This window comes from Hafnia psychrotolerans, from assembly GCF_014639435.1.
GTDB lineage: Bacteria > Pseudomonadota > Gammaproteobacteria > Enterobacterales > Enterobacteriaceae > Ewingella > Ewingella psychrotolerans.
The window spans coordinates 1-24,971 of sequence record NZ_BMFZ01000006.1 but is presented as its reverse complement, the minus strand read 5'-3'; the positions used below and the strand labels follow the sequence as shown (position 1 = coordinate 24,971).

At 51.4% G+C, this 24,971-nt stretch carries 32 protein-coding genes and 1 pseudogene; 22 read left to right on the top strand and 11 right to left on the bottom strand.

Annotated elements, in window-relative coordinates; translation table 11 throughout:
• The first annotated feature begins 238 nt into the window (after window positions 1-238).
• The 5 genes from fliD (at window position 239) to IEV89_RS12020 (ending at window position 3,846) form a co-directional block, all read left to right on the top strand.
• Entirely contained in the window at window positions 239-1,666 is a 1,428-nt protein-coding gene (fliD, locus tag IEV89_RS12040; RefSeq protein ID WP_188473765.1) for a flagellar filament capping protein FliD, read from the top strand.
• 14 nt (window positions 1,667-1,680) lie between these two features.
• A complete protein-coding gene (fliS, locus tag IEV89_RS12035; protein WP_188473764.1) occupies window positions 1,681-2,118 on the top strand; it encodes a flagellar export chaperone FliS in 438 nt (145 codons plus the stop codon).
• Window positions 2,093-2,455: a flagella biosynthesis regulatory protein FliT gene (gene fliT / locus IEV89_RS12030; protein ID WP_188473763.1), complete on the top strand. Its 363-nt coding sequence runs from the start codon at window positions 2,093-2,095 to the stop codon at window positions 2,453-2,455. The genes fliS and fliT overlap by 26 nt, the downstream gene beginning before the upstream one ends.
• Before the next feature lie 222 nt (window positions 2,456-2,677).
• Window positions 2,678-3,496 (top strand): helix-turn-helix transcriptional regulator, encoded by an 819-nt coding sequence (locus tag IEV89_RS12025; RefSeq protein WP_188473762.1) that lies wholly within the window; start codon window positions 2,678-2,680, stop codon window positions 3,494-3,496.
• A gap of 173 nt (window positions 3,497-3,669) precedes the next feature.
• The gene (locus IEV89_RS12020; protein ID WP_229746459.1) at window positions 3,670-3,846 is read left to right on the top strand and encodes a GhoT/OrtT family toxin; all 177 of its coding nucleotides are present in this window, start codon (window positions 3,670-3,672) and stop codon (window positions 3,844-3,846) included.
• Window positions 3,847-3,927: 81 nt separating this feature from the next.
• Here IEV89_RS12020 and IEV89_RS12015 read toward each other — a convergent pair whose 3' ends face one another.
• Window positions 3,928-4,086 carry a YqaE/Pmp3 family membrane protein gene (locus IEV89_RS12015; protein ID WP_034790096.1) on the bottom strand — a complete coding sequence of 53 codons (159 nt, stop codon included), beginning with the start codon at window positions 4,084-4,086 and terminating at the stop codon, window positions 3,928-3,930.
• Window positions 4,087-4,296: 210 nt separating this feature from the next.
• On the opposite strand from IEV89_RS12015, the gene IEV89_RS12010 reads away from it, so the two are divergent.
• Complete coding sequence (locus IEV89_RS12010; protein ID WP_188473760.1) at window positions 4,297-4,818, top strand: DUF1003 domain-containing protein; 522 nt, start codon at window positions 4,297-4,299, stop codon at window positions 4,816-4,818.
• 32 nt (window positions 4,819-4,850) lie between these two features.
• Here the strand turns inward: IEV89_RS12010 and IEV89_RS12005 are convergent, their stop codons facing one another.
• Window positions 4,851-5,108 carry a hypothetical protein gene (locus IEV89_RS12005; RefSeq protein WP_188473759.1) on the bottom strand — a complete coding sequence of 86 codons (258 nt, stop codon included), beginning with the start codon at window positions 5,106-5,108 and terminating at the stop codon, window positions 4,851-4,853.
• Window positions 5,109-5,190: 82 nt separating this feature from the next.
• Window positions 5,191-5,460, bottom strand: coding sequence for a hypothetical protein (locus tag IEV89_RS12000; protein WP_188473758.1), 270 nt, complete (start codon window positions 5,458-5,460; stop codon window positions 5,191-5,193).
• An 86-nt stretch (window positions 5,461-5,546) separates the two neighbouring features.
• On the opposite strand from IEV89_RS12000, the gene IEV89_RS11995 reads away from it, so the two are divergent.
• Window positions 5,547-5,747: a DUF7736 domain-containing protein gene (locus tag IEV89_RS11995; protein WP_188473757.1), complete on the top strand. Its 201-nt coding sequence runs from the start codon at window positions 5,547-5,549 to the stop codon at window positions 5,745-5,747.
• A gap of 5 nt (window positions 5,748-5,752) precedes the next feature.
• Here the strand turns inward: IEV89_RS11995 and fliE are convergent, their stop codons facing one another.
• Window positions 5,753-6,067, bottom strand: a complete 315-nt coding sequence (gene fliE, locus IEV89_RS11990) for a flagellar hook-basal body complex protein FliE (protein ID WP_188473989.1) — start codon at window positions 6,065-6,067, stop codon at window positions 5,753-5,755.
• A 345-nt stretch (window positions 6,068-6,412) separates the two neighbouring features.
• Between fliE and fliF the strand changes: the two genes are divergently transcribed.
• From fliF to fliR, 13 genes are all read left to right on the top strand, one after another.
• Complete coding sequence (gene fliF / locus IEV89_RS11985; RefSeq protein ID WP_188473756.1) at window positions 6,413-8,134, top strand: flagellar basal-body MS-ring/collar protein FliF; 1,722 nt, start codon at window positions 6,413-6,415, stop codon at window positions 8,132-8,134.
• Window positions 8,131-9,123 carry a flagellar motor switch protein FliG gene (gene fliG / locus IEV89_RS11980; protein ID WP_188473755.1) on the top strand — a complete coding sequence of 331 codons (993 nt, stop codon included), beginning with the start codon at window positions 8,131-8,133 and terminating at the stop codon, window positions 9,121-9,123. The genes fliF and fliG overlap by 4 nt, the downstream gene beginning before the upstream one ends.
• Complete coding sequence (gene fliH, locus IEV89_RS11975; RefSeq protein ID WP_188473754.1) at window positions 9,116-9,892, top strand: flagellar assembly protein FliH; 777 nt, start codon at window positions 9,116-9,118, stop codon at window positions 9,890-9,892. The genes fliG and fliH overlap by 8 nt, the downstream gene beginning before the upstream one ends.
• Entirely contained in the window at window positions 9,889-11,253 is a 1,365-nt protein-coding gene (fliI, locus tag IEV89_RS11970; RefSeq protein ID WP_188473753.1) for a flagellar protein export ATPase FliI, read from the top strand. Before fliH ends, fliI begins: the two co-directional genes overlap by 4 nt.
• A gap of 17 nt (window positions 11,254-11,270) precedes the next feature.
• Entirely contained in the window at window positions 11,271-11,714 is a 444-nt protein-coding gene (gene fliJ / locus IEV89_RS11965) for a flagellar export protein FliJ (RefSeq protein ID WP_188473752.1), read from the top strand.
• Window positions 11,714-13,087: a flagellar hook-length control protein FliK gene (locus IEV89_RS11960; RefSeq protein ID WP_188473751.1), complete on the top strand. Its 1,374-nt coding sequence runs from the start codon at window positions 11,714-11,716 to the stop codon at window positions 13,085-13,087. The genes fliJ and IEV89_RS11960 overlap by 1 nt, the downstream gene beginning before the upstream one ends.
• 154 nt (window positions 13,088-13,241) lie before the next feature.
• Window positions 13,242-13,736 carry a flagellar basal body-associated protein FliL gene (gene fliL, locus IEV89_RS11955; protein WP_188473750.1) on the top strand — a complete coding sequence of 165 codons (495 nt, stop codon included), beginning with the start codon at window positions 13,242-13,244 and terminating at the stop codon, window positions 13,734-13,736.
• 7 nt (window positions 13,737-13,743) lie between these two features.
• A complete protein-coding gene (fliM, locus tag IEV89_RS11950) occupies window positions 13,744-14,760 on the top strand; it encodes a flagellar motor switch protein FliM (RefSeq protein ID WP_188473749.1) in 1,017 nt (338 codons plus the stop codon).
• On the top strand, window positions 14,753-15,172 hold the full coding sequence (gene fliN / locus IEV89_RS11945) for a flagellar motor switch protein FliN (RefSeq protein WP_188473748.1): 420 nt from the start codon (window positions 14,753-14,755) through the stop codon (window positions 15,170-15,172). The genes fliM and fliN overlap by 8 nt, the downstream gene beginning before the upstream one ends.
• The gene (gene fliO, locus IEV89_RS11940; protein ID WP_188473747.1) at window positions 15,172-15,612 is read left to right on the top strand and encodes a flagellar biosynthetic protein FliO; all 441 of its coding nucleotides are present in this window, start codon (window positions 15,172-15,174) and stop codon (window positions 15,610-15,612) included. Before fliN ends, fliO begins: the two co-directional genes overlap by 1 nt.
• The gene (fliP, locus tag IEV89_RS11935) at window positions 15,609-16,355 is read left to right on the top strand and encodes a flagellar type III secretion system pore protein FliP (protein WP_188473746.1); all 747 of its coding nucleotides are present in this window, start codon (window positions 15,609-15,611) and stop codon (window positions 16,353-16,355) included. Before fliO ends, fliP begins: the two co-directional genes overlap by 4 nt.
• A gap of 197 nt (window positions 16,356-16,552) precedes the next feature.
• Window positions 16,553-16,822: a flagellar biosynthesis protein FliQ gene (gene fliQ, locus IEV89_RS11930; protein ID WP_188473745.1), complete on the top strand. Its 270-nt coding sequence runs from the start codon at window positions 16,553-16,555 to the stop codon at window positions 16,820-16,822.
• Between the two features lie 3 nt (window positions 16,823-16,825).
• Window positions 16,826-17,608, top strand: coding sequence for a flagellar biosynthetic protein FliR (gene fliR, locus IEV89_RS11925; RefSeq protein ID WP_188473744.1), 783 nt, complete (start codon window positions 16,826-16,828; stop codon window positions 17,606-17,608).
• 11 nt (window positions 17,609-17,619) lie between these two features.
• Here the strand turns inward: fliR and rlmC are convergent, their stop codons facing one another.
• The 5 genes from rlmC to nfsA all read right to left on the bottom strand — a co-directional run bounded on the left by rlmC (window position 17,620) and on the right by nfsA (window position 21,626).
• On the bottom strand, window positions 17,620-18,747 hold the full coding sequence (gene rlmC, locus IEV89_RS11920) for a 23S rRNA (uracil(747)-C(5))-methyltransferase RlmC (RefSeq protein WP_188473743.1): 1,128 nt from the start codon (window positions 18,745-18,747) through the stop codon (window positions 17,620-17,622).
• A gap of 50 nt (window positions 18,748-18,797) precedes the next feature.
• Entirely contained in the window at window positions 18,798-19,265 is a 468-nt protein-coding gene (locus IEV89_RS11915; protein ID WP_188473742.1) for a YbjO family protein, read from the bottom strand.
• Between the two features lie 67 nt (window positions 19,266-19,332).
• Entirely contained in the window at window positions 19,333-19,815 is a 483-nt protein-coding gene (locus IEV89_RS11910) for a YbjN domain-containing protein (RefSeq protein WP_188473741.1), read from the bottom strand.
• 168 nt (window positions 19,816-19,983) lie between these two features.
• A complete protein-coding gene (gene rimK, locus IEV89_RS11905) occupies window positions 19,984-20,886 on the bottom strand; it encodes a 30S ribosomal protein S6--L-glutamate ligase (protein ID WP_188473740.1) in 903 nt (300 codons plus the stop codon).
• A 17-nt stretch (window positions 20,887-20,903) separates the two neighbouring features.
• Complete coding sequence (nfsA, locus tag IEV89_RS11900; RefSeq protein WP_188473739.1) at window positions 20,904-21,626, bottom strand: oxygen-insensitive NADPH nitroreductase; 723 nt, start codon at window positions 21,624-21,626, stop codon at window positions 20,904-20,906.
• Window positions 21,627-21,940: 314 nt separating this feature from the next.
• On the opposite strand from nfsA, the gene IEV89_RS11895 reads away from it, so the two are divergent.
• Together IEV89_RS11895 and IEV89_RS11890 are read left to right on the top strand one after the other, a co-directional pair.
• Window positions 21,941-22,207 (top strand): GrxA family glutaredoxin, encoded by a 267-nt coding sequence (locus tag IEV89_RS11895; protein ID WP_188473738.1) that lies wholly within the window; start codon window positions 21,941-21,943, stop codon window positions 22,205-22,207.
• Between the two features lie 321 nt (window positions 22,208-22,528).
• Window positions 22,529-24,211, top strand: a complete 1,683-nt coding sequence (locus tag IEV89_RS11890; RefSeq protein ID WP_188473737.1) for an aspartate:alanine antiporter — start codon at window positions 22,529-22,531, stop codon at window positions 24,209-24,211.
• A gap of 430 nt (window positions 24,212-24,641) precedes the next feature.
• On the opposite strand, the pseudogene IEV89_RS11885 reads toward IEV89_RS11890, so the two are convergent.
• Together IEV89_RS11885 and IEV89_RS11880 are read right to left on the bottom strand one after the other, a co-directional pair.
• Window positions 24,642-24,845: pseudogene (locus IEV89_RS11885) on the bottom strand (autotransporter outer membrane beta-barrel domain-containing protein); the annotation flags it as partial.
• Window positions 24,846-24,863: 18 nt separating this feature from the next.
• Window positions 24,864-24,971, bottom strand: a 108-nt coding sequence (locus IEV89_RS11880; RefSeq protein WP_188471404.1) for an integrase core domain-containing protein, incomplete at its 5' end; no start/stop codon positions are given.

Sequence of the window (24,971 nt, the reverse complement as noted above, 5' to 3'; positions counted from 1 at the left end):
CGCCGCGAATTACCCCTCCTTATAACGGCTATTCGCAGCATTACTTTTTATTGCAATATATTAAACTTTTCCTTCATCGTGCCGATAGGGCTTAAAGACTCTTTTATACCCCAAGTAATTTGAGTTGCAGTAAGGCGGCGAGGGAGTGAATCCTGAAGTCAGTGATTCAGGTGAGCAAGCGAAGCTAACGAAGCAGCAAACTCGAGTACGAAGGGTCAACATCTTATAAAGGATATTTATGGCTACTATTTCTTCATTAGGTATCGGGTCAGGTTTAGATCTTAACACTCTGCTGGCAAACCTGACGACCGCAGAAAAAACGCGCTTGACGCCGATCAGTACAGCTCAGACCAGCTACAGCGCCAAACTGACTGCCTATGGCACGCTGAAAAGCTCGCTGCAAGCCTTTGCGGATGCATCCAACGCACTCGCCTCAACCAATACTTATGGTGCGACTACCGCGACATCAAGCAACACCACTGCATTCAGTGCATCGACCAGTGCAGGTGCATCGGCGGGTAAATATTCTGTGTCGGTGACCCAATTAGCCACGGCACAGTCGCTGGTTTCAGGGTCTAAAGCCGATACGTCTACCGCGATGGGGGCTACCACCGACGCTAACTCCCGTACTCTTACGATCAGCCAGGGTGATGGCAGCAAGCCGTTAAACATTAACCTCACCGATGATCAAACGTCTATGACCGGCGTGCGCGATGCGATTAACAAAGCAGGCGGTGGCGTAACAGCCAGTATCGTTAAAATAACTGACAGCAGCTTTAAGCTGGTGCTGAGTGCCAACAATACCGGTACTAATTCAGAAATGACCGTCAGTGTGACAGGTGATGATACCCTGAATAACATTATCGGTTATGACTCATCCACCAGCACCGGTGCGATGACCCAAAACAGCACAGCAGCTAATGCGCAACTCACCTTTAACGGTATTGCTCTTGAGCGGCAGAGCAACACCATCAGCGATGCGCAGGACGGTATTACTTTAAACCTGACCGGGACAACAACCAGTGCAGCATCACTGACCGTGGCCAAGAATACCAGTACAGCAACCACGGCAATTCAGACCTTTGTTGATGCCTATAACAAGTTGCAGGATACCTATACCAGCCTGACCAAGTTTACAGAAACGACCACCAATTCGGATGCGCAAGATAGCACTAACGGTGCGTTACTGGGTGACAGTGCATTACGTACAATTCAGACCCGCCTAAAATCAGCCGTTGGCGGTGCTTCAGGTTCAGGTTCCATTACTGCATTATCCAATATTGGCATTACGACCGATCCTAATACCGGCAAACTCGTCATTGATAATACCAAACTGAGTACAGCACTGACCGATAACACCAGTGCCGTACAAACAATGATGGTCGGAGACGGTAAAACCACCGGCGTTATGACCAATATTAATAACCTGAACTCTACTTTCCTGAATGACAGCACAGGCACCATTGCCACTGCTGAAAATTCGGTCACTGCCACACTAAAAACGTTGACAACGCAGTACAATAAGGTCAATGACAGTATCAATGACACCATTGCACGTTACAAAACGCAGTTCACTGCGCTCGACGTTGCCATCCAGAAACTCAACAGTACAGCGGATTATCTGACCAAGCAGTTTGATGCCATGTCCACGTCCAGTTCAAGTTAGTAAGGAGGATAACTATGTATAAGGCTAAAGGAACCCAAGCCTACGCACAAATTGGTGTGGAAAGTGCCGTAATGAGCGCATCCCCTCACCAACTGGTTGTGATGCTATTCGATGGCGCGCGCAGCGCCCTTATTCGCGCCGGTATTTTTATTCAACAAGGCAATACCGCCGAGAAAGGCGCAGCCCTGTCGAAAGCCATTAATATTATCGACAGTGGTCTCAAAGCCGGGTTAAGCCGTGAAAAAGGGGACCCTGATTTAGTCGATAAACTCGACGCATTGTATTCGTATATGACACGTCGGTTATTATATGCCAACTTACATAACGACCAGCAAGCTATTACGGAAGTCATGGTGTTACTGGAAAATATTGCCGATGCCTGGCGGCAAATCGGCCCGAACTATCACCCGCCTCAGGATCAATATAATGGATCGACATCAGTACCTGGTTAATGAATATCAAGTCATCCTGGCGTTGAGCGAAAACATGCTGGCGCTCGCGCAGGAAGAAAAGTGGGATGAATTGGTTACTCTGGAAGTCAACTATCTGAAAGCCGTTGAGGCTACAACCATGTTGCCTTTGTCTGAAGAGGTGGCCATCGCTGTTCAGAACTTGATTCGTCTACATTTACAACGCATTCTGGATAATGAAGCCCAGATTAAAATCCTGCTACAAGCGCGGATGAATGCGCTGGCTGAATTAATCGGTCAGTCGGTGAAACAGCAGGAGGTCAACGCGACCTATGGACGTTTTACCAACAGAGCCATCGCCATGCGTGACCAGCAATAAATAAAAACCTTTATTGCCCCTTTGTATTATTTTTTTGTGTTTATTAAAGACTTCAGTGACAGAGAATAAGCAACCCATGAGCGGTCTCTTTTCTCTGTTGCTTCTCTGATATCGTTTATTTGGCGGGATACTGGCAATAGATCAGTGATCTTGAGACATTTGGGTGATACCGGAAAATATGGCAATATGGCAATATAATGTGCTGCCTCGAGCAAAATCACGATGATACGTAAAATTAAAGCGTCACCAGGGGCCGGATCATCATCATTGCTCTTACAGCATAGTGAGCTGTTTATCAGTAGTATTTTTGTGGATAAACCCGAACTTATTTTTATTCAGCAAGGCTACTCCATTATTCGCCATGGCTTGCAGGAAACCCGCGTTAATAGCGGCGAAATGCTGGCAGTCAATAGCGGAAATACGTTAAGTTTTACCAATTACCTGTCAGACAACGGCGTATTTAGTTGTGCCATATTGGCCTGGGATGCCTCTCTGTTCAGCGATGTCCGTCTGCACGCCTCGCCTTTAGAGGGGGTATTGCCAAAAGTTGAAGATATCCGGGTCATTACTCATCTTCCCCTCGCATTCCAGCAGTCATTTAGTGATACCCACCAATCGATGCTGTGGCAAAGCCTGCCGCCGATGATCGCGCGTCACCGAATGATTGAACAATTATTATGGCTGTCTCAACTCGGCATCAGTTATTCCCGTCAGCATAGCGAAACCGTGACGCTGCAGGTGCGCGATTTGCTGGTCAACAATCTGCATAAATCTTTTACCGCGGCGGAAGTCGCTGAACAGTTAAAAATGAACGAAGTGACACTTCGCCGCCGGCTGGCAGCGGAACACAGTGTACTGCGCGATCTCATGATTGACGTTCGCATGACCCACGCTCTACGCTTGTTGCAATGTACCGATCTGGCGATTTCCAATATTGCCCATCAAGTAGGTTACGAAAGTAGCTCACGGTTTGCTGAACGCTTTCGTAAACGCTTTGGCTTCGCACCGACCTCCATCCGCGGCCATTTACGCCCGTTATAATGGCGTTACTGATTAACTTGAAACGTAAATACAAGGTTACATTCAGTTTTTATCTTCGTGCGCAACGGTGAATATTGTAAAAATGTGACAAGCAGCACCCACCAATTGATTACCAAATGTTAACAACATACACTACACATTGTTTTTTACTTTGCCGTTTTCAGGAGTCAGTTGTGCACGTTTGGTGGGAAGTGATTAAAACAATTTATTGGGGCGGTTTTGTCTTGGCGGTAATTTTTACGCTCTTAATGAGTCGCGGCACGTTTAAAATCCGCTTGTTAACCTCTGGCATTATCGGGCTTACCTGGCCGATGAGTTTTCCTGTAGTCTTGCTATTTTCACTCTTCTAGTTTGCGTGCTGTCCTGTAAATCTCGCATTAAATAACCCGGTATTAAACCGGGTTATTTAATGCAACCTATTGTCTTACTATCTATTTACGCGTTTGGATCCAAAATGCGTGGATAAGACCGGGCAGGTAACCGCAAAGGGTCAGTACGATGTTAAGCAGAAATTGTAAGCCCAAACCATTGCCAATCAGCACCCCCAATGGCGGTACAAGAATAGTAATTAACACTCTCCAAAATCCCATAAATCTCCCCTTTTTTGATGATTCATTATTGAGTCATTTGATGTTGAATCAAAAGATAGTAAAAAAATTGTGACGGAACAATCGGACAATTCGTGAAAAATTTCAGTCAAGAAGTGTGAATGACGGATACAAAATAACATGCCATCATCCGGGCCAATAATCGAGATAATAAACTCTCCATCATACCCTACACTTTTACCGGGATTTCCTATGCAAACCAACGCTCCTGAAACACTGCCAAAAAAACGTGACCCTTTCCGCTTTCACCGTAAACATTCCCATCTTACCCCAACCTTTGGCGAAAGCTGGTTTGCCCTAAAAGCAGAAGCCTTTGCGCGTTTTTTCGGTACGCCACTGTTTCTTGGCGGTCAGACGCTGATTGTGGCGATTTGGATTATTGTTAATGTCACCGGTCTGGTGAAGTTTGACGTCTATCCGTTTATTTTGCTGAATCTCGCCTTCAGTTTGCAGGCCGCGTATGCCGCTCCGCTGATCCTGTTGGCGCAAACCCGACAAGCCGAACGTGATAAAGCCCACGCGGATGCCGATGCACAGCACCGTGAGGAACTGGCGCTTGCCAACGAGCAGCGCCAGAGCATGGCTGCGCAGCATGCAGAACAGATGATTGAGTTGCTGAAACAAAATACCGAGTTGACCAACATGACCAAGCAACTGACCGAGCGCATCGAAACGTTGACCTCGCAAGTGCATAAAAAGATGCTGGAAGCCTAATCAGGAAAACATCATGGCGGGCCGCAACAAGGCTAACGAATCATGTCAAGAATGATCTCAACGTTGTGGCGCGTCTTAACGAGCATCTCTTTGTCACTTGGATTATCCAGGTTATCAGGCACATGGTGAATTTGCCTCATTTGCTGTTTAATGCGCGTGCGTTGTTCCACACTGAGGCTATTGCACATGACCACTAACAAATTGCGTAGAACCACGCCCTGCAGGGTCGTCTCTTGCAACTGATTATTGACTGACATAACCAGTTCTACCATGTCGTCACGTTCCGTCATGTCGTTTATCCCTGCAACAGTGAAAGCAATAAAAAAATAACCCTGCCAGTTGCGGGGTTGGTTTTTGCAGAATACTGGAAATTCAGCTGGCCATGCCCTGAATGTTGGCACCGCGGAATTCAACGAAACCGCCAACCTCAAAATGCCGGTGAGTGGATGAGGTCCGTCCTAATGGTGAAACGCGGACGATCTCCCCTTCGAATTCGCCATCCATGATGCGACTGATGGTGACCTCTAACTGATAGCTTGCCGGTTCGACGCCAACGGGAAAAGTCAGCAGCTTCACTTTATCACCGACCTGAAAACGGGTTAGCATGGGTAACGGCGCCTGTACGAAAATATCCTCATTCATTCTATGTTTCCTTATTTTTCGGGATGATTAATAAGAGGATAGAACACTTCTAATCCATACGCATTACAAGGCTAAAAGGAAACCCCATGATTAAGCTAACTCAGCAACAGTGTGTGATCCTCACCGGCTTTACCGGCATTTTGCACGGTGAGTTTGAGTGGTTTCATGCCGATTTAGAATCCCGACTGGGCCGCGAGGTACAAACCTCAGAATTGGGTTACCCGGAATTTATCGCCGAGTGCAAAGCCCTTTATTCAGAAGATTTTAATACCCTGATGCCGGAGTAAATCCCCTACACCTGCATATTCATCACATCTTGATACGCCGCCACCAGCTTGTTTCTCACCTGGATACCCAGTTGCAGCGAGATGCTGGATTTTTGCATATCGACCATCACATCATTGAGGCCGACACCCGGCACGCCCAGTTCAAATTTTTCTGCTTGTAATTTGGCGGTGTTTTGCGTCTCACTGATCTTGCCTAATGCCGCCTTCATTTCACTGGCAAAGCCAGCTTCCTGTAACGGTTCGACCGGTTGTTTCATGCCGGCCTGCAACGCCGTGGCCTGTAATTGCTGCAAAACACTCTCAATGCCTTGAATTGCCATAAATTCCTCAGTTTTAACTGCTGTAACAATCTGGTCGAAACCTGAAATAGGATGCGGATGTGAACCATAGGACGTCACCCTACCACATAGGATTTCGCCTAAACGCGCTAATTGACCGTAAAAAACATGGCTTATCGACCCATTAACTTTGCATAAGGAGGCAAATAATGGCTTACCTGAAAAATCAGGTTCCTCTTGTGTTGCCTGATGAGGAACGATAAAAAATTTAACGCCTGTTGAGGTCAACCCGACAGGTTTGCGCATCTGGGAGTCCGTTTTGTTACGACACGATCGGTTACGACACAACACCAATATCACCGTTCAACGGCTAAACGGAGATTTGCTATGAGTTCCGCAATAGCCGGCGCTGACACTCCTGCAAACGGAGTAATGGCGTTTATCAATCGACTGCGGGCTAACCCAAAAATCCCTCTCGCTATTGCCGCTGCGGCTGCTGTGGCGATTGTCGTCGTCATGATGTTGTGGGCCAAGACCCCCACCTATCGAGTGTTGTTCAGCAATCTTAGTGATAAAGATGGTGGCGCCATTGTCACCCAGTTGACCACCATGAATATCCCCTATCAGTTCTCTGATAACGGTGGCGCAATACTGATCCCTGCCGATAAGGTCTATGAAACACGTCTTAAACTGGCATCTGCCGGTCTGCCCAAAGGCGGTGCGGTAGGTTTTGAGCTGATGGACCAGGAAAAATTCGGCATCAGTCAATTCAGCGAACAGATTAACTACCAGCGTGCACTCGAAGGTGAACTCTCACGCACGATCGAAACCCTGGGGCCGGTGCAAAGCGCCCGTGTCCATCTGGCTATCCCTAAACCTTCGCTGTTTGTCCGTGAACAGAAAAACCCATCAGCTTCCGTTACCTTGATGTTGCAATCCGGTCGCGCACTTGATGACGGTCAGATCAATGCCATCGTTTATATGGTATCGAGCAGCGTATCAGGGCTACCACCGGCCAACGTAACGGTGGTCGATCAAAGCGGTCACCTGCTGACTCAGTCCGACAACAACGGGCGTGATCTGAACGCTTCACAACTGAAATATGCCAACGAAGTCGAAGGTCGCCTGCAGCGCCGTATCGAATCTATCCTTCAGCCGGTGGTCGGTAACGGTAATGTTCACGCGCAGATCACCGCGCAGATCGACTACGCCGTCCGCGAACAGACGGATGAGAATTACCAACCCAATGGTTCACCTGACAAAGCGGCTGTACGTTCACGTCAACTGAGTACCAGCGACCAAATCGGGGGTTCAGGTATTGGCGGCGTACCGGGCGCACTGAGCAATCAGCCAAGCGCACCGGCCACCGCACCTATTACCAATCCGGCGACCAACGTTAACAATCCGAATGCGGCAGCGAATGCTAATCAGCCAGCGAATGCGCAGAATAATGCGACCAACCGGACTACCGCCTCAAATGGTCCGAGCAGCAACCGTCACGATGAAACCACCAACTATGAGCTTGATCGCACCATTACGCATACCCAGCACAGCGCCGGTGCCGTGCAACGGCTGTCGGCAGCCGTGGTTGTCAACTATCAGACTGGCGCGGACGGTAAATCCAAACCACTGACCGATGAGCAACTGAAGCAGGTTGATGCGCTGGTGCGCGAAGCGATGGGCTTCTCCGCAGACCGTGGTGACACGCTGAACGTAGTGAACACACCATTTAATGAAAATATGGATGACACCACCGCCCAGCCATTCTGGAAATCGCCAGCCTTCTTCGATCTATTGATCAATGCAGGCCGCTGGTTGCTGGTGCTGATCGTCGCCTGGATATTGTGGCGCAAAATGGTTCGCCCACTGTTGCAGAAACAACAAACTGAGCGCGAAGCGACGGCCGCGGCCAATATTTCCGCTTCCGCTCCACCGTCGGATGGTGGCACGAGCGTCAAACTCTCCAACGATGAGCTGGTCAAACGTAAGCGTTCACAACAACGTGTCAGTGTCGAAGTACAGACCCAACGTGTCCAGGAACTGACGGATCAAGATCCGCGCATCGTCGCCCTGGTTATCCGCCAATGGATGAGTAACGAACAATCATGACTATGACTGGAACTGAAAAAAGCGCCATCCTGATGGTCACGCTGGGCGAAGACCGCGCGGTGGAGGTGTTTAAACATCTGAGCCCGCGCGAAGTTCAGCAAATCAGCGGCGCGATGGCCAACATCCATCAAATCTCCAATAAACAGCTGAGCGAAGTGCTTACCGAGTTTGAGGAGGACTCCGAACAGTACGCAGCGCTCAGCGTGAACACCAGCGAGTACCTGCGTTCGGTGCTAACCAAAGCGCTCGGCGAAGAGCGTGCCGCCAGCCTGCTGGAAGATATTCTCGAATCGCGCGAAACCACCAGCGGTATGGAAACGCTCAACTTTATGGAACCGCAGATTGCGGCCGATCTTATCCGCGACGAGCATCCGCAGATCATCGCCACAATTCTCGTTCACCTTAAACGCGGTCAGGCCGCCGACATCCTGGCACTGTTTGACGAACGTCAACGTAACGACGTGATGCTACGTATCGCGACCTTTGGTGGCGTGCAGCCAGCGGCGCTGGCGGAACTCACCGAAGTGCTCAACAACCTTCTCGACGGCCAGAATCTCAAGCGGGCGAAGATGGGCGGTGTTCGTACTGCAGCGGAAATTATCAACCTGATGAAATCTCAACAGGAAGAGGCGGTTATCGAAGCCATGCGCGGTTACGACGGCGAACTGGCACAAAAAATCATCGACGAAATGTTCCTGTTCGAAAACCTGGTCAATGTCGACGACCGCAGTATCCAGCGGTTGTTGCAGGAGATCGAAGGCGAAGCACTGCTTATTGCACTGAAAGGTGCCGACGCGCCGCTGCGTGACAAGTTCCTGCGCAACATGTCCCAACGTGCCGCCGATATACTGCGCGACGATCTGGCCAACCGTGGCCCAATGCGCATGTCTCTGGTGGAAAACGAACAGAAAGCCATCCTGCAAACGGTACGTCGTCTGGCCGAGTCTGGCGAGATGATGATTGGCGGAGGCGAGGATTCCTATGTCTGATGACCTGACACCACAAGATAAACCGGTAGAGCCGAAAAAAAGCACCGAGGAGAAGAAGGCGGAGAAACTCAATGCGCTGCCGTGGAAGGCGTGGAAACTCAACGACCTGAATACCCCTTCTTATCAGACGCCGATAGAACCGCTGTTCGCCGAAGATGAACCTGAAAACGCTGAAATGCTGACGCAGGTCCAGGTCGATCAAAGTGAGTTGCAACGCCTGCAAATGCAGGCTCAGCAGCAGGGCCATCAGCAAGGTTATGACGCAGGTCAGCAGCAGGGTTATCAGGCGGGTTTTCAGGCCGGTCAGGAAGCAGGACAGTTACAAGGCGTGCAAGAAGCGCAGCAGCAACAAGCCGTTCTTACCGAGCACTGGCAGCATATGGTGACCGAGTTTCAGCAAACGCTGGATGCGCTGGACAGCGTGATCGCGTCACGTCTGATGCAAATGGCGTTGACCGCTGCCAAACAGGTCCTGGGACAGCCACCTATTTGCGACGGTTCCGCCCTACTCAATCAAATTCAGCAGTTAATTCAACAGGAACCCATGTTTAAAGGCAAACCACAACTGCGGGTTAATCCGGCCGACTTCGAACGGGTTGAACAGCAGCTTGGTGTGACGTTAAGCCTGCACGGCTGGCGTCTGCTGGCGGACAGTCAGATCCATGCAGGCGGTTGCAAAGTCAGCGCAGAAGATGGCGACATGGATGCTTCGCTCGCCACACGCTGGCATGAACTGTGTCGCCTTGCTGCACCAGGTACACTGTTATGACCGCCCGCCTTACCCGCCTGCTCAAAACACTCGACGACGCCGAAAAGCGTATGGAGCGTACGCCTGCGCTGCGACGTTATGGTCGGCTGACCCGCGCCACCGGCCTGGTTCTCGAAGCCACCGGCCTGCAATTACCGTTGGGAGCCACCTGCTTAATTGAACGGCATGACGGTGACAAAGTGCAGGAAGTCGAGAGCGAAGTGGTGGGTTTTAACGGCCAGCATCTATTTTTGATGCCGCTGGAAGAGGTCGAAGGCGTCCTGCCCGGCGCCCGCGTTTATGCGCGCATCTCGCCGGAAGGCCATACCGCCAGCAAACAGTTGCCGCTCGGCCCGCAGTTGCTGGGCCGCGTGCTGGATGGCAGTGCCAAACCGCTAGACGGCCTGCCATCGCCAGATACGGGATATCGGGCCGCACTTATCACGCCGCCCTTCAATCCCCTGCAACGCACGCCAATTACTGACGTTCTCGACGTCGGCGTACGCGCTATCAATGCGCTGCTAACCGTCGGTCGCGGTCAGCGTATGGGACTGTTCGCCGGTTCTGGCGTGGGTAAATCGGTGCTGCTCGGCATGATGGCGCGTTATACCCAGGCTGACATCATTGTCGTTGGCCTGATCGGTGAACGTGGCCGCGAAGTAAAAGATTTCATCGAAAATATTCTCGGCGACGAGGGCCGCGCACGCGCGGTGGTGATCGCCGCACCGGCGGACGTCTCGCCATTACTGCGTATGCAAGGCGCGGCTTATGCCACACGCATTGCCGAAGACTTCCGCGACCGAGGTCAGCACGTATTGCTGATCATGGACTCCCTAACCCGCTATGCCATGGCCCAGCGTGAAATTGCCCTGGCCATCGGCGAACCGCCAGCAACCAAAGGCTATCCACCTTCCGTGTTCGCCAAGCTACCTGCCCTGGTTGAACGAGCGGGTAACGGCATCAGCGGCGGCGGTTCGATCACCGCGTTTTATACCGTACTGACCGAAGGGGATGACCAGCAAGATCCGATTGCCGACTCCGCGCGCGCCATCCTTGATGGTCATGTGGTGCTGTCGCGCCGTCTGGCTGAGTCCGGTCATTATCCGGCCATTGATATCGAAGCCTCCATCAGCCGTGCCATGACATCGCTCATCGACGATGCCCAATACAGCCGTGTACGTGATTTCAAACAACTGTTGTCCAGCTATCAGCGCAACCGCGATCTGGTCAGCGTGGGTGCCTACGCCGCAGGCAGTGATCCGCTGCTTGACCGCGCTATCCGGCTCTACCCACAAATCGAAGATTTTTTACAGCAGGACATCATGGAACGCAGCTCGTATGAAGATGCCTGCCTGCAACTAAGAATGCTGTTACCGGGTTAATCCTTTAAGGAGGTCTCATGGAAAGTTCTTCCCCATTGATTACTCTCTGCTCTTTGGCACAGAAAGCGCTGGATCAGGCCACCAGCCATCTGGGTCAGACCAGAAAGTCACACAATCAGGCACAAGAACAGCTGTCAATGTTACTCAATTACCAGAATGAGTACCGGCAGAAGCTCAATACCACGATGGCCGCCGGGATCGCGGCCAACACCTGGCAGAATTACCAACAGTTTATTACTACGCTGGAAGTGGCTATCGATCAGCATCGCAAGCAACTACTGCAATGGAACCAGCGACTGGATGCCGCCGTCAACCAATGGCAGGAAAAACAGCAGCGATTAAACGCTTATCAGACCCTGCAAAGCCGTGCCAGCGAGAAACAACGTCAGCATGAAAATCGTATGGATCAGAAACAGACAGATGAGTTCGCCCAGCGCGGCACACACAGGAAAAAACACTGATGAATATGAATATTGTGCCCGCTGCCGTGACGCCAGCTAAAATCGTAGCCACCGGCAGCAAAACAATCACGGCCACCGACGACAGCGCGATGACCGATGCTGATGCCAGTACGGCAACCGGGGATTTCGCGACCCAGTTGGAGGCCCAGCTGGAAGCTAAGCCCGTTCTGTCTGGCGGATCATTGACGAAACCGTTGCGTGGTAAGGATCAGGGCGTTGACAACCACGCCCTGGCACAGGCAGTCAATGCCGGAGCAAAAACAGGCACGCTTTCGCAGCTCGACCAGACCCAGCTTAAACAGGTCATGACCGCGATTCAGAGCTTACCGGCGAGTAGCCTGAAAACCGCCGACCTGAGCGCGCTTAAAAATCTCATCACTGGTGACAAAGATGAAGCCCGTGATGCCAAGGCGGAAGATGCTAGTACTCTGCCTATCCAGGCACTGTTCGCTATGCTGGCGGCACAACCGGTCGCCGCTACTGCCGCCACCGCTACCGCGCAAAACGCCTCGCCCCCTAAAGTCGATGATGGCAAAGATAAAACCACGCTGTTGCAAAGCCTGAGCGGCGATGCCAAAGCGCTGTTGGCCGGTGAGGATAAAACCGCCGATCACAAAACTGCCGTGACGGACAGTAAATCCATCACCAGCAGCCCGAGCCCGGCGACGGCCAATAAAACCAGCAACGAGTCTGATTTCAGCAACGCAATGGCAGCGATGACCGCAGCGTCCAGCTCCGCCATGCAGCCGGATGGCCAACAGAAAAGCGCCGACAACAGCAGTCTGTTACAGACGCTGAGCCAGGTAAATACCGCGGCCATGGCGGCGCCTTCAGCCACCGTTTCCAGTACGCCAACCACCACCTCGCTGGTAAACGCGCCGAGTGTGCCACAATTAAACGCCCAGCTCGGCACCCCGGAATGGCAGCAGCAGTTAGGCCAGCAGGTGATGATGTTCAATCGCCAGGGGTTGCAGACGGCTGAACTGCGATTGAATCCGCAGGATTTAGGCTCGATTCAAATCAGAATGAAAATTGAAGATGGCCAGGCTCAGATGCACTTTGTCTCCGGCCATAGCGGCGTGCGTGCTGCACTGGAAGCGGCGATGCCGCAGTTGCGTACATCACTTGCCGACAGCGGCATCAACCTTAGCCAAAGTAACGTCAGCAGCGACAATTCGCAGTGGCAACAACAACAGCAACAACAACAGGCTTTCCAGCAGTCCGGCCAACAATCGGGCTCATCGCAGGGTAATGCCGCCAGCTGGGCCGCGTTTAACGGCATCAGCAGCGCGTCTGCCAGCGATGCCTTGCCCGTTCCTGCCTCGCTACAGCAGTTAGCTAACGGGAAAAGTGGCGTGGATATCTTTGCCTGACGGATCGCGCTCTTGTGACCCCAAATATTGTTAAGGCGTGATGTAGACACATTTATCCTGCCTATTCCGACTATTGAAAGACGGCATACGCGGGATAATTCTAAACAGAAATTAAATATCTGACTTATCCAAATAACAGGAACTTCGCTTATCCATGTCTGACTCTGCTATTTCGTCCAAGCGTAAAAGTAAACGCCCGATACTGATTATCCTGCTGGTTTTAGTGACCCTCGCCGCTTGTGCCGCTGGGGGTTATGCGTGGTGGATGTTACATAATCAGTCGGCAGCCCCAGGGGCTGAGCAGGTGAAGAAAGAGGTGCCACCCGCACCACCGATTTTTCTGGCGCTTGATACCTTTACGGTGAATCTGCAAACGGCAGATAACAATCCTGACCGTGTATTGTACATCGGCCTGACCCTGCGACTGTCGGATGAGAAAAACCGCGCCACACTGAGTGAGTACCTGCCGGAAGTCCGCAGCCGTTTGCTGATGTTGCTGTCACGCCAGAAAAGCGCCGATTTAGTCAGCGAAAACGGCAAGCAGCAGTTGATTGCCGAGATTAAACAGGTTCTGAGTCCTCCTTTTGTCAAAGGTCAGCCTAATCTGCTGATCAACGACGTGCTTTTCACTGCTTTCATACTGCGATAATCAAATTATGGCTGACAGCATTCTTTCACAGGCGGAAATTGACGCGTTGCTTAACGGTGACAGCGACAGTGACAGCGTCCAGGAGGTCAACACCACTGCGGGTAAAACTGACGATGGTGTAAAACCTTTTGACCCCACCACTCAGCGACGCGTGGTTCGCGAGCGGTTGCAGGCGCTGGAAATTATTAACGAGCGTTTTGCTCGTCATTTCCGCATGGGGCTCTTCAACCTGTTACGGCGCAGCCCAGACATCACCGTCGGCCCGATTAAAATCCAGCCATATCATGACTTTGCGCGTAACCTGCCGGTGCCAACCAACCTTAACGTTATCCACCTGAAACCACTGCGTGGCTCGGCACTGTTCGTGTTTGCCCCCAGCCTGGTGTTTATCGCCGTGGATAACCTGTTCGGTGGCGACGGCCGTTTTCCGACCAAAGTGGAAGGCCGTGAGTTCACCCATACCGAACAGCGGGTGATCAAACGTATGCTGACGCTGGCGCTCGACGCCTATCAGGATGCATGGAGCGCCGTCTACAAACTCAGCGTGGAATATGTGCGTGCTGAGTTACAGGTGAAGTTCACGAATATTACCTCTTCACCCAACGATATCGTGGTCACCACCCCGTTCCATGTAGAGATCGGCGCACTAAGCGGTGATTTCAACATCTGCATTCCGTTCAGCATGATTGAGCCGATTCGCGAATTGCTGACCAACCCGCCAATAGAAAACTCGCGTAATGAAGAGAGCCAGTGGCGTGAGAATCTGGTGCATCAGGTTAAGCATTCTCAACTGGAGTTGGTGGCGAATTTCGTCGATATCCCGCTACGCCTGTCGCAGATTCTTAAGCTACAGCCTGGCGATGTGCTACCGATTGAAAAACCGGATCGTCTGATTGCGCACGTCGATGGTGTCCCGGTTTTGACCAGTAAATATGGCACTCTCAACGATCAGTATGCCCTGCGCGTGGAACACTTGATTAACCCAATTTTAAATTCCCTGGATGAGGAACAGTCCCATGAGTGACACCAATACACCGTCTGACAGCGGATCAGACAACGTTGACGATTTATGGGCTGATGCGTTTAACGAACAGCAAGCAGCAGGCGGCAGTGAAAAAGCCTCTACCAGCGGTGTGTTCGCTGCGTTGGGTGCCCAGGAAGGCACGGGAAGTCTGCAAGATATCGACATGATCCTCGATATTCCAGTCAAGCTGACCGTCGAACTCGGTCGTACCAAAATGACCATCAAAGAACTGCTACGTCTGTCCCAGGGTTCCGTGGTGGCGCTGGACGGACTGGCGGGCGAACCACTGGATATCCTGATCAACGGTTATCTGATTGCGCAAGGTGAAGTCGTCGTGGTCGCCGATAAATACGGCGTGCGCATTACCGATATCATTACGCCATCAGAACGTATGCGTCGTCTGAGCCGCTAATGAGTAACACACCCGCCAGTCCGGATTCCCCTTACCTTACGCCGTCTGCACCGCACACGGCCGTACAGCAAGCGGCTCCGGCCATTCCTACCAGTGCAGTACTGACACAGGTCAGCACGGTACTGGGGGGGATTTTGCTGCTGATTTTGTTTATCGGCTGGGTGGCGAAACGTACGGGTTTTGCGCCACAGTCAAAGAACAACAAGCTGCTCAAGGTGACCGCCAGTTGTCAGGTAGGACGAGGTGAAAAAGTCGTGGTGGTCGAAGTGGACAACACCTGGCTGGTGCTTGGCGTGACCTCACATCAGATCACTCCGTTGCATACGCTGAGCGCACCACCGGTAGTGACGACAGCGGATGAGGTGACAGCGTCACAAAAACCCACTGACTTCGGTCAACTGCTAAAAAAAGTGTTAAAACGTCCGGGAAATAAGGCATGAGTTCGCTGAAATCTTCTTTACGCTGGCTGCTGCCGGTGCTGTTACTGGTCTGCCCGGCCGCCTTCGCGCAACTGCCGGGGATCATCAGCCAGCAGTTGTCCAACGGTACCCAGAGCTGGTCTTTACCGGTGCAGACGCTGGTGTTTATCACCACCTTAACGCTGCTCCCCGCCATGCTGCTGATGTGTACCAGCTTTACTCGCATCATTATTGTGCTCGGCTTGTTACGTAATGCCCTCGGCACCCCTTCGGCACCCCCCAATCAGGTCATGCTGGGTCTGGCGTTGTTTCTGACCTTTTTTGTTATGTCACCGGTGTTCGATAAAATCTACACTGATGCCTATCAGCCGTTTAGTGAAGATAAAATCAGTATGCAGGTCGCCATGGACAAAGGGGCTGAGCCGCTGCGGCAGTTTATGCTGCGTCAGACCCGCGAAAGCGATCTGGCTCTGTATGCCCGCTTAGCCCATTTACCGCCTCTGGCTGGCCCGGAAGCAGTACCTATGCGTATCCTGTTACCGGCCTATGTCACCAGCGAACTGAAAACGGCGTTCCAGATAGGCTTCACTGTCTTTATTCCATTTATGATCATTGACCTGGTGATCGCCAGCGTGCTGATGGCATTGGGGATGATGATGGTGCCACCCGCCACCATCTCGCTCCCGTTCAAACTGATGCTGTTTGTTCTGGTCGACGGCTGGCAACTGCTGCTTGGCTCGCTGGCACAGAGTTTTTATAGTTAAGTTTCCAGCGCTGTTTTCCCGAAGACTGGGCGTCAGCCTTGTTTTCACGACGGTTGGGCGTCAGCGTCGCAGTCAGTTTGAAGACGGCCAGCGCAGAGGAACCGTAGCGTACATGAGTACGTGAGGATTCCGAGCACTGCCCGGATTTAAAATGGCAAGTAAGCTCGCCCATGCAGACTAATCCTTAAGAGAATCCTATGACTCCTGAATCGGTGATGGCGATGGGTAATCAGGCAATGAGAATTGCACTGGCCGTGGCTGCACCTTTACTGCTGGCTGCACTGGTCACCGGGCTTATCGTCAGCCTGTTGCAGGCAGCAACGCAGATTAACGAACAAACACTGTCCTTTATCCCTAAGATCCTGGCTGTGGTTGCCACTATCGTGATCGCCGGTCCGTGGATGCTTAACCTGCTGCTGGACTACATGCGTACGCTGTTTACCAGCCTGCCCTATATTATCGGCTAACCGATGATCTCTTTTGACAGCACCCAACTGGCCGGCTGGCTGAGTCTGTATTTCTGGCCGCTGCTGCGCATTCTGGCGCTGATCAGTACTGCGCCGGTCACGAGCGAAAAGCAGGTGCCAAAGCGCGTTAAAATCGGCCTTGGGCTGATGATCACCTTTCTGATTGCTCCCGGCTTGCCCCCCATTGAGGTTCCTATGTTCTCAAGCGGCGCCCTGTGGCTGGCCGCACAGCAAATTATTATCGGTACCGCGATGGGACTGACCATGCAACTGGCGTTTTCTGCTGTGCGCATGGCAGGGGAAATTATCGGCCTACAGATGGGTATCTCGTTTGCCACCTTCTTCGATCCTAGCAGCCGCCTCAACACGCCCATTCTGGCGCAGCTCCTGAACCTGTTGGCGGTGCTGCTGTTTCTGAGTTTCAACGGCCACTTGTGGCTGATTTCAATACTGTCAGACAGTTTCCAAACCCTGCCCATCCGTTCGCACCCACTCAATGGCAACGGTTTTATGGCGCTGGCCAAAGGCGGCAGTATCGTTTTCAGTAGTGGCCTGATGCTGGCACTGCCCATCGTCACGGTATTGCTGACCATCAATATGGCGCTCGGTGTGCTTAACCGCGTGACACCGCAGCTATCCGTGTTCGTCATCGGCTTCCCGGTGACGCTGAGTGTCGGTATCTTGTCGATTGGCATGATGATGCCGCTGATCGCTCCCTTCTGCGAACATCTCTTCAGCGAGGTGTTCGACAAACTGCTATTGATATTAAGCCAACTGGCAGGATGACCTGTGGGCTATCAGCGTCGTGAAAGCAGCGTCAGGACTTCATAGTGTGCGGTGTGAGGGAACATGTCGAACAACTGCACGCGTTCGATCTGATAATCAGGCAATAGAAGCAGATCTTTCGCCATCGTTTGTGCATTACAGCTGGAATAAAGCAGGGTCTGCGGTGCCATGCGACTGAGATAATCGCAGAGTTCGTTGCCGATACCACGCCGCGGCGGATTGACCAGCACCAGGTCTGGCACTTCGCCTTTGCCGGTAGCAAACCCCGTTGAGTCCAGCGCCTGGAACTCTACGTGCTTTAATCCCAGTCTTATCGCCGATTCACGCGCACAAGCAATCGCTTCAGCACTAATTTCAATCCCCGTCAGTTTCATTTCAGGCGTGGCGCAGTGCAGGCCAAAGCCACCGACTCCGCAAAATAGATCCCACATACTGCTGATATTAAGATCGGTCACCCATTCGCGCGCCGTGGCATAAAGCGCGGCAGCAACCTGAGGATTCGTCTGGAAGAAACTTTGCGGTCGGATAAACAGCGGTACGTGATTAAATTCCTCTTCCAGCGCTTGTTGTGCCGTCAGCGGGATCTCCAGATCACCTTCGAGGATGGCCATATGCACCGGCTGAATATTGGCCGAAATCACCTTCAATTGCGGCAGTTGTTGATGTAACCACGGCAATGCTGCCCGCAGCTGGGCCAGTTTGGTTTCCGAACGCAACACGAAGCGCAGCATCATGTCACCGGTTTTCTGACTTTCGCTCAGCAGCAGAAATTTAAGTTCACCGCGTTTACGTGCGACGTGGTAAGGCGTTAGCCCGGCGCGGGCGATAAAGCTTTTTAGTCGGGTAAACACCGCGGAGAAACTGGCCGGATAAAGCGGACAGTCACACAAGTCAACCGGCGTACCGTCGCGATGAAGCATGCCCAATAGCGGCCGTTCAACGCTGCCGCTGACGACCATTTTGGCTTTATTTCGAAACGCACTTTCCGCGCTGGTGACTGGCTCGCACCACTCCCTGACCGGAAGACCATTGAGCAACTGCCCCAGATTCTGCTGTTTATCAGCTAACTGGTGCGAGTAGGGTTTATCAAGCCACTGACAGGAACGACAAGTCCCGGCGGTATAAAGTGCGCAATGCATAAAAGATGACCGTTATTGGAAGACCAGAAGAAAAGTTGGCGCGAAGTGTATCACCGTGCAGCCTGAAGCACGGCTTTGCGGCGCAGAAAAAATCGTCGGCTGGCGGGTGGTACAAACAATAGGAGCATCACCAGGATATCGGGCAGTTTTTGCATCAGTAAGGCATAGAGAAACTGCCCTTGCGTGTTGGTATCAAAGCTGAAAATCTTTGGCCCAACCCCATCAAAAGAGGCCAGCAGCATATAACTGACTACCACGGCCTGACAGCCAATATAAGCCCAGCGCCCCCAGTTACGGCCGCGCATCATGGCATAAGCAGCACGGCATTCCACCAATACGATAATCAGGCTGGCGAGCAGAATGAAACTGTTGAGCCAGGAACTGGCGCTGGCGCGCAGGAAATCCATGAGGCCATCCAACCCCATAGCATCAAGCAGCAGAATGAATTCCAGACAGCGTGTCGCCACAATCGCCGACGCGCCAATCATTACGGGTACGGGTACAAATTGAAATCTCATTCTGCCCAATTATTTCCTATCCGGTTGTAGCAGCTCACAGAGATGATCGGGTGGTAACGAAAGAATACTAGTGCAGAAGCGGGATGCTCAGACCGACTACCGGTTCGCCCTCTTCTTCCTCACCCGTAAACAGCATATCGTTGGCATGCGCTTCAAGGATGATCATCGACATCTGTTCCTCTGCCTGTTGCAGAAAATGCGCGAACTGAGACTGAGTGACACCCACGGCTATCGACAAAGCCTGGCAGACAATCAATTTCGGTAAGTTATCGTCTTGAATATCGACGAAGGCTTTCACCGTCAGCGAACTGGCATTGATTTGGCTGAGGTCAGCCACGATCGGAAGAAGCGAAGTAGGTCTCACTTCTGCCAGTGCCGAAAACAGAATGACGTTGTCGACAATATCCAATTTAGCATCAAATACGCCGTCAAAATTCTGCATATGTGGCAAATGGAGAGCCTGACACGAATCACACTCGAAAAATGAAATGCCCAACTGATCAAGCCAGCGCCGAAGCAACGCTAAATCAGGGACGATGAGTGAATCCATAAAATGCCTCATAAGTTCAAAACAGTGAAATCTAACCGCAGAAAAGCGCGCCGGTGAGGCGCGAAGGGGCGATAGCTTACGGAATATTGTCAGTCAACGCCATGACCAAAACGCCCTTGATGAACAATTTGCTTAATAGAATGCGTTATACGGCATTGTTATCGAAAGTCACCCTCCTGATTTCAATCGAAAACCCGGCCGCGCGCGATGTTCGATGTACTCAATCATCATGCCGGCAATATCCAATCCCGTGGTACTTTCAATGCCTTCCAGACCAGGAGAGGCGTTAACCTCCATCAACAGCGGCCCGCGGTTTGAGCGCAAAATATCAACACCCGCTACGTCCAACCCCAGAGTCGATGCCGCTTTGATCGCAATGGCCTTCTCTTGCGCGGTGATCTCAACCTTGTTGGCCGTGCCGCCCCGGTGTAGGTTAGAGCGAAAATCGCCGGCCTTCGCCTGGCGTTCAATCGCCCCCACCACCCGCTTACCGACCACCAGACAGCGAATGTCGCGCCCTTGTGCCTCGCGGATATACTCCTGTACCAAAATATGCGCATTCAGACCGCGAAAAGCATCAATGACGCTCTCTGCCGCTTGACGTGTCTCAGCGAGAACCACGCCAATACCCTGCGTCCCTTCGACCAGTTTCACCACCAACGGCGCACCGCCCACCAGCGCAATCAGGTCTGAGGTATCGTCAGGCGCGTTAGCAAAACCGGTGGTGGGCAAATCAATCCCTTCACGCGCCAGGATCTGCATTGAACGCAGTTTGTCCCGCGCACGAGTAATGGCGACCGATTCGTTGAGTGGAAAACTGCCCAACATTTCAAACTGACGCAGTACCGCAGTGCCATAAAACGTCGTTGTAGAGCCGATACGCGGGATCACCGCGTGATATTTATCCAGTTGGCGTCCCTGGTAATGCACGCTGGGTGCGGCCGGATTGATATTCATATAGCAAGATAGTGGATCGATAATATCGATCTCATGATCACGGCTTTCCGCCGCCTCCCGCAGACGTTTGCACGAATACAAATTTCCATCACGGGAAAGAATAGCTATTTTCATCCGACACTCCGTCGCCGTTAGCGCGTTATCCAGCCTTGTTTGTGCAAAGCATCCAGCATATGCGGACGCTGCTCTTTTTTCAGCGTACGGATAATCAGGTCACTCCAGGTGTCACGACGTGCATTGCTGTCACGTTGCTGATAATAGCTGTTTAGCTGGTCGTCATATTCGGCCAGAATCTGCTTGTCGACCGGCTGATAACTGTTTTCATGCACCAGCAAGGATTGCGGCATCCGCGGTTTGACCTGGTGATCCTGCGCCGGGTAACCGATGCAAAAACCAAATAAAGGCATGACAAATTTAGGCAAGTTCAGCAACGCTATCACTTCATCAATCTGATTACGAATACCGCCAATGAACACGCCCCCCAGACCCAGCGATTCTGCTGCTGTCATCGCATTTTGCGCCATCAACGCCGTATCAACACAGCCCAGCAACAACTGTTCGGCCAGACCAAGTTCAGCCTCGGGGTTGATTTGTTGATTTCGATTGAAATCAGCGCAGAAAACCCAAAACTCAGCGGCGCTGGCGACATACTTCTGACCACCAGTGAACTGCACCAGCTTTTCGCGCAGGGAGAGATCGGTAATGCGAATAATTGATACACATTGTAAAAAGCTGGAGGTGGATGCGCCTTGCGCTGCGCCGATAATGGCTTCACGTTGCTCATCAGACAACGGCTGGTCGGTAAATGAGCGAATAGAACGGTGAGCGCGCAGGAGTTCGATAGTGGGTGTCATTGGAGATCCTTGGACAGAAAAAAATATAAACAACTGACCCTGATCATTGATGCTCGGCCAGCGCTTTGCAATAGCCTGCAAACTGATTGCTGCAACAAAAGCTGCATTTCGCGGATGTAGGGATCACAAATAAAAATCCTTTGTCAGCATAATGATAGGTTCTATGGATGGGACTGAAAGGAATTTCCTGCTTTTTTTTAGCATTTGTAACAGGCATAGTAAGCCCATAAATAAATGTGACGCACTTAACATAATTGGTGCAGCTCATACTTTAGTTCTTTCATTTTAATGGCATTAAAAATCAAGGAGTCTCCATGTTTGCAGTAATTTTCGGGCGTCCTGGCTGTCCTTATTGTGTACGTGCAAAAGAGTTGGCTGAAAAATTGACTGAAGAACGTGATGATTTCAATTTCCGTTATATTGATATCCACGCTGAAGGCATTTCTAAAGCTGATCTTGAAAAAACGGTCGGCAAGCCGGTTGAAACCGTTCCGCAGATTTTCGTCGATTCCACCCACATCGGGGGTTTCACGGATTTTGAAGCCTACGCAAAAGAAAATCTGGCTCTGTTCCAGTCTTAATACAGATACCCCCACACAGTAAAAAGGCGCTCATTGAGCGCCTTTTTACTGTGTGGGGGTAATCTATCTTGATCGTGTGTGGGAGTTTACTGAAGGTACCGCAAGCGCCGCAACGACACATAACAGGCTTTCAACGCGTCTCTACCGGATCTTCTCTGGCTGAATAACGATTCTGTGGCTAAAATAACGTTAAAAATTGCGTTGTTATGGTCAGCCACTATATTATTAGCCTTTCAGTTAGGGGTTAAAATATAATGCAATCGAATTTATCCCTTACACTTCTCATATCAAGAATTTGTTGGTAAACAATAAGTTATCCTTGTGAACATAAATGTCGTCAGTCTGTTAAACGGGAATTACATCCTGTTGTTATTTGTCGTGCTCGCGCTCGGGCTTTGCCTGGGGAAAATCCGCCTGGGTTCCGTCCAGTTAGGAAATTCCATCGGCGTGTTAGTCGTTTCCCTACTGCTTGGCCAACAACACTTCAGCATTAACACCGAAGCGCTCAATCTCGGTTTTATGCTGTTTATTTTTTGTGTGGGTGTCGAAGCCGGGCCTAATTTTTTCTCGATTTTCTTCCGCGATGGCAAAAATTATCTGATGCTGGCGCTGGTGATGGTCGGAAGCGCCATGCTGTTAGCCTTTGGGCTGGGGCGTTTTTTCGGTTGGGACATCGGTCTTACTGCCGGTATGTTAGCCGGTTCGATGACCTCCACCCCGGTGCTGGTTGGCGCGGGGGATACGCTCAGAAATACACTAGGCGGCAATAGACTGCTCGGCACGGAACTGGATAATTTAAGTCTCGGTTACGCGCTGACTTATCTCATCGGGCTGGTGAGTCTGATTTTTGGCGCCCGATACCTGCCAAAATTACAGCATCAGGATTTACCGACCAGTGCACAGCAAATTGCCCGAGAACGCGGCCTGGATACCGACAGTCAACGCAAAGTTTATCTGCCGGTTATTCGTGCCTATCGCGTGGGTCAGGAATTGGTCGCCTGGGCCGATGGCAAGAACCTGCGTGAGCTGGGTATTTACCGTCAAACAGGCTGTTATATCGAACGTATTCGGCGCAACGGCATCCTGGCGACGCCGGACGGTGATGCAGTGTTGCAGGTCGGTGATGAGATCTCGCTGGTTGGCTATCCCGATGCTCACTCTCGTCTGGACCCCAGTTTCCGCAACGGTAAAGAGGTGTTTGACCGTGATTTGCTCGACATGCGCATTGTTACCGAAGAGGTTGTCGTCAAAAATAACAGTGCCGTCGGTAAACGTCTCAGTCAGCTTAACCTGACCGATCATGGTTGTTTCCTTAACCGGGTTATCCGCAGCCAGATTGAAATGCCTATTGATGACAGCATCGTGCTCAACAAAGGCGATGTGTTGCAGGTCAGCGGTGACGCCCGCCGCGTAAAAGCGGTAGCTGAGCGCATTGGTTTTATTTCGATCCACAGCCAGGTCACCGATCTTCTGGCCTTCTGCGCCTTTTTTATTGTTGGCCTGATGATTGGTCTCATCACCTTCCAGTTTAAGAACTTTAGTTTTGGGATTGGTAATGCCGCCGGATTACTGTTTGCCGGGATTATGTTGGGCTTCCTACGTGCCAACCATCCCACCTTCGGCTACATCCCGCAGGGCGCGCTGAATATGGTGAAAGAATTCGGTCTGATGGTATTTATGGCAGGTGTTGGTCTGAGTGCGGGTGCGGGGATCAATCAGGGGCTGGGAGTGATTGGCGGTCAAATGCTGATTTCTGGTCTGATTGTGAGCCTGGTGCCGGTGGTGATTTGCTTTATCTTCGGAGCTTATGTATTGCGCATGAATCGCGCACTGCTGTTCGGTGCCATTATGGGCGCTCGCACCTGCGCCCCGGCGATGGAGATCATCAGCGACACCGCGCGCAGTAACATCCCTGCCCTTGGTTATGCCGGTACCTATGCTATTGCTAACGTATTGCTGACACTTGCCGGTACGCTTATCGTGATAATCTGGCCCGGAGCATAATGCAACACACTGATTCATAATGGCGAAGTAAAAAATCAATAATTTTTTTGAATTTATGTCGCATTGAACGAACTTTGTTTAGGAAAGGCAGTCTTAATTAATGCCACTGCTTTTCTTTGAAGTCCCCACGTTGGAGAGCCCGCTAATCCCGCCTCATTAGGTTCAAGATTAGTGGGTTTTTTCTTTTCTAGATAAATATCCCTTTAAAATCAATGTTTCCCTATCATGTCACTTCGCGAATGGCGACATAGTGGCGATGACCAATAGCGGCTTTGCTTTACACCATTTGCGCTAGACTAATTTTCCGTTTGTGTACCGACAGCTTCAAAATAGGGATTCTATGAGAATGATGGACTTTGTTGCAGCAGGCAATAAAACACACAAAAGAGAGAAGGAGGCAAACCCCAATATATGCTTGCCTCCTCATCAGTTAAAAGTTAACTTTTACTCCAACCATTGCCGCACCATCGTTGTAGCCTTTATCTCCAACCTGAACGCCGATATTGCCCCACAGGTTCAGGCGAGGATTTAGCTGCCCTTCAACGCCAACTTTCACTTCCCCCAGATTACGTGCACCATCTTGCTTAACGGTGACACCGTTCATCGTGGCCGTAAAATCTTTAGTGTTGTGGATCTGTAGTCCCTCCGGTTTTTAGTACCACCGCCAATGAGGATCTCCGGCCAGTTTTTGCCTCGCATAGATAACGGGTGGCATATCACCGAGTGAGCTATGCGGACGTTCTTCGTTATATTCTGCGCG

Excerpts from the sequence above, each read along its gene's own strand:
- fliD (WP_188473765.1), top strand. The coding sequence starts at position 239 with ATGGCTACTATTTCTTCATTAGGTATCGGGTCAGGTTTAGATCTTAAC.
- rimK (WP_188473740.1), bottom strand. The coding sequence starts at position 20,886 with ATGAAAATAGCTATTCTTTCCCGTGATGGAAATTTGTATTCGTGCAAA.
- fliJ (WP_188473752.1), top strand. The coding sequence starts at position 11,271 with ATGGAAAGTTCTTCCCCATTGATTACTCTCTGCTCTTTGGCACAGAAA.
- rlmC (WP_188473743.1), bottom strand. The coding sequence starts at position 18,747 with ATGCATTGCGCACTTTATACCGCCGGGACTTGTCGTTCCTGTCAGTGG.
- IEV89_RS11910 (WP_188473741.1), bottom strand. The coding sequence starts at position 19,815 with ATGGATTCACTCATCGTCCCTGATTTAGCGTTGCTTCGGCGCTGGCTT.
- IEV89_RS12015 (WP_034790096.1), bottom strand. The coding sequence starts at position 4,086 with ATGGGATTTTGGAGAGTGTTAATTACTATTCTTGTACCGCCATTGGGG.
- fliS (WP_188473764.1), top strand. The coding sequence starts at position 1,681 with ATGTATAAGGCTAAAGGAACCCAAGCCTACGCACAAATTGGTGTGGAA.
- IEV89_RS11895 (WP_188473738.1), top strand. The coding sequence starts at position 21,941 with ATGTTTGCAGTAATTTTCGGGCGTCCTGGCTGTCCTTATTGTGTACGT.
- fliL (WP_188473750.1), top strand. The coding sequence starts at position 13,242 with ATGTCTGACTCTGCTATTTCGTCCAAGCGTAAAAGTAAACGCCCGATA.
- fliO (WP_188473747.1), top strand. The coding sequence starts at position 15,172 with ATGAGTAACACACCCGCCAGTCCGGATTCCCCTTACCTTACGCCGTCT.
- fliH (WP_188473754.1), top strand. The coding sequence starts at position 9,116 with ATGTCTGATGACCTGACACCACAAGATAAACCGGTAGAGCCGAAAAAA.
- IEV89_RS12005 (WP_188473759.1), bottom strand. The coding sequence starts at position 5,108 with ATGACGGAACGTGACGACATGGTAGAACTGGTTATGTCAGTCAATAAT.
- fliM (WP_188473749.1), top strand. The coding sequence starts at position 13,744 with ATGGCTGACAGCATTCTTTCACAGGCGGAAATTGACGCGTTGCTTAAC.
- fliQ (WP_188473745.1), top strand. The coding sequence starts at position 16,553 with ATGACTCCTGAATCGGTGATGGCGATGGGTAATCAGGCAATGAGAATT.
- IEV89_RS11995 (WP_188473757.1), top strand. The coding sequence starts at position 5,547 with ATGATTAAGCTAACTCAGCAACAGTGTGTGATCCTCACCGGCTTTACC.
- fliE (WP_188473989.1), bottom strand. The coding sequence starts at position 6,067 with ATGGCAATTCAAGGCATTGAGAGTGTTTTGCAGCAATTACAGGCCACG.
- fliR (WP_188473744.1), top strand. The coding sequence starts at position 16,826 with ATGATCTCTTTTGACAGCACCCAACTGGCCGGCTGGCTGAGTCTGTAT.
- fliP (WP_188473746.1), top strand. The coding sequence starts at position 15,609 with ATGAGTTCGCTGAAATCTTCTTTACGCTGGCTGCTGCCGGTGCTGTTA.
- fliG (WP_188473755.1), top strand. The coding sequence starts at position 8,131 with ATGACTATGACTGGAACTGAAAAAAGCGCCATCCTGATGGTCACGCTG.
- fliF (WP_188473756.1), top strand. The coding sequence starts at position 6,413 with ATGAGTTCCGCAATAGCCGGCGCTGACACTCCTGCAAACGGAGTAATG.
- fliN (WP_188473748.1), top strand. The coding sequence starts at position 14,753 with ATGAGTGACACCAATACACCGTCTGACAGCGGATCAGACAACGTTGAC.
- IEV89_RS11915 (WP_188473742.1), bottom strand. The coding sequence starts at position 19,265 with ATGAGATTTCAATTTGTACCCGTACCCGTAATGATTGGCGCGTCGGCG.
- IEV89_RS11960 (WP_188473751.1), top strand. The coding sequence starts at position 11,714 with ATGAATATGAATATTGTGCCCGCTGCCGTGACGCCAGCTAAAATCGTA.
- IEV89_RS12025 (WP_188473762.1), top strand. The coding sequence starts at position 2,678 with ATGATACGTAAAATTAAAGCGTCACCAGGGGCCGGATCATCATCATTG.
- IEV89_RS12000 (WP_188473758.1), bottom strand. The coding sequence starts at position 5,460 with ATGAATGAGGATATTTTCGTACAGGCGCCGTTACCCATGCTAACCCGT.
- fliT (WP_188473763.1), top strand. The coding sequence starts at position 2,093 with ATGGATCGACATCAGTACCTGGTTAATGAATATCAAGTCATCCTGGCG.
- nfsA (WP_188473739.1), bottom strand. The coding sequence starts at position 21,626 with ATGACACCCACTATCGAACTCCTGCGCGCTCACCGTTCTATTCGCTCA.
- fliI (WP_188473753.1), top strand. The coding sequence starts at position 9,889 with ATGACCGCCCGCCTTACCCGCCTGCTCAAAACACTCGACGACGCCGAA.
- IEV89_RS12010 (WP_188473760.1), top strand. The coding sequence starts at position 4,297 with ATGCAAACCAACGCTCCTGAAACACTGCCAAAAAAACGTGACCCTTTC.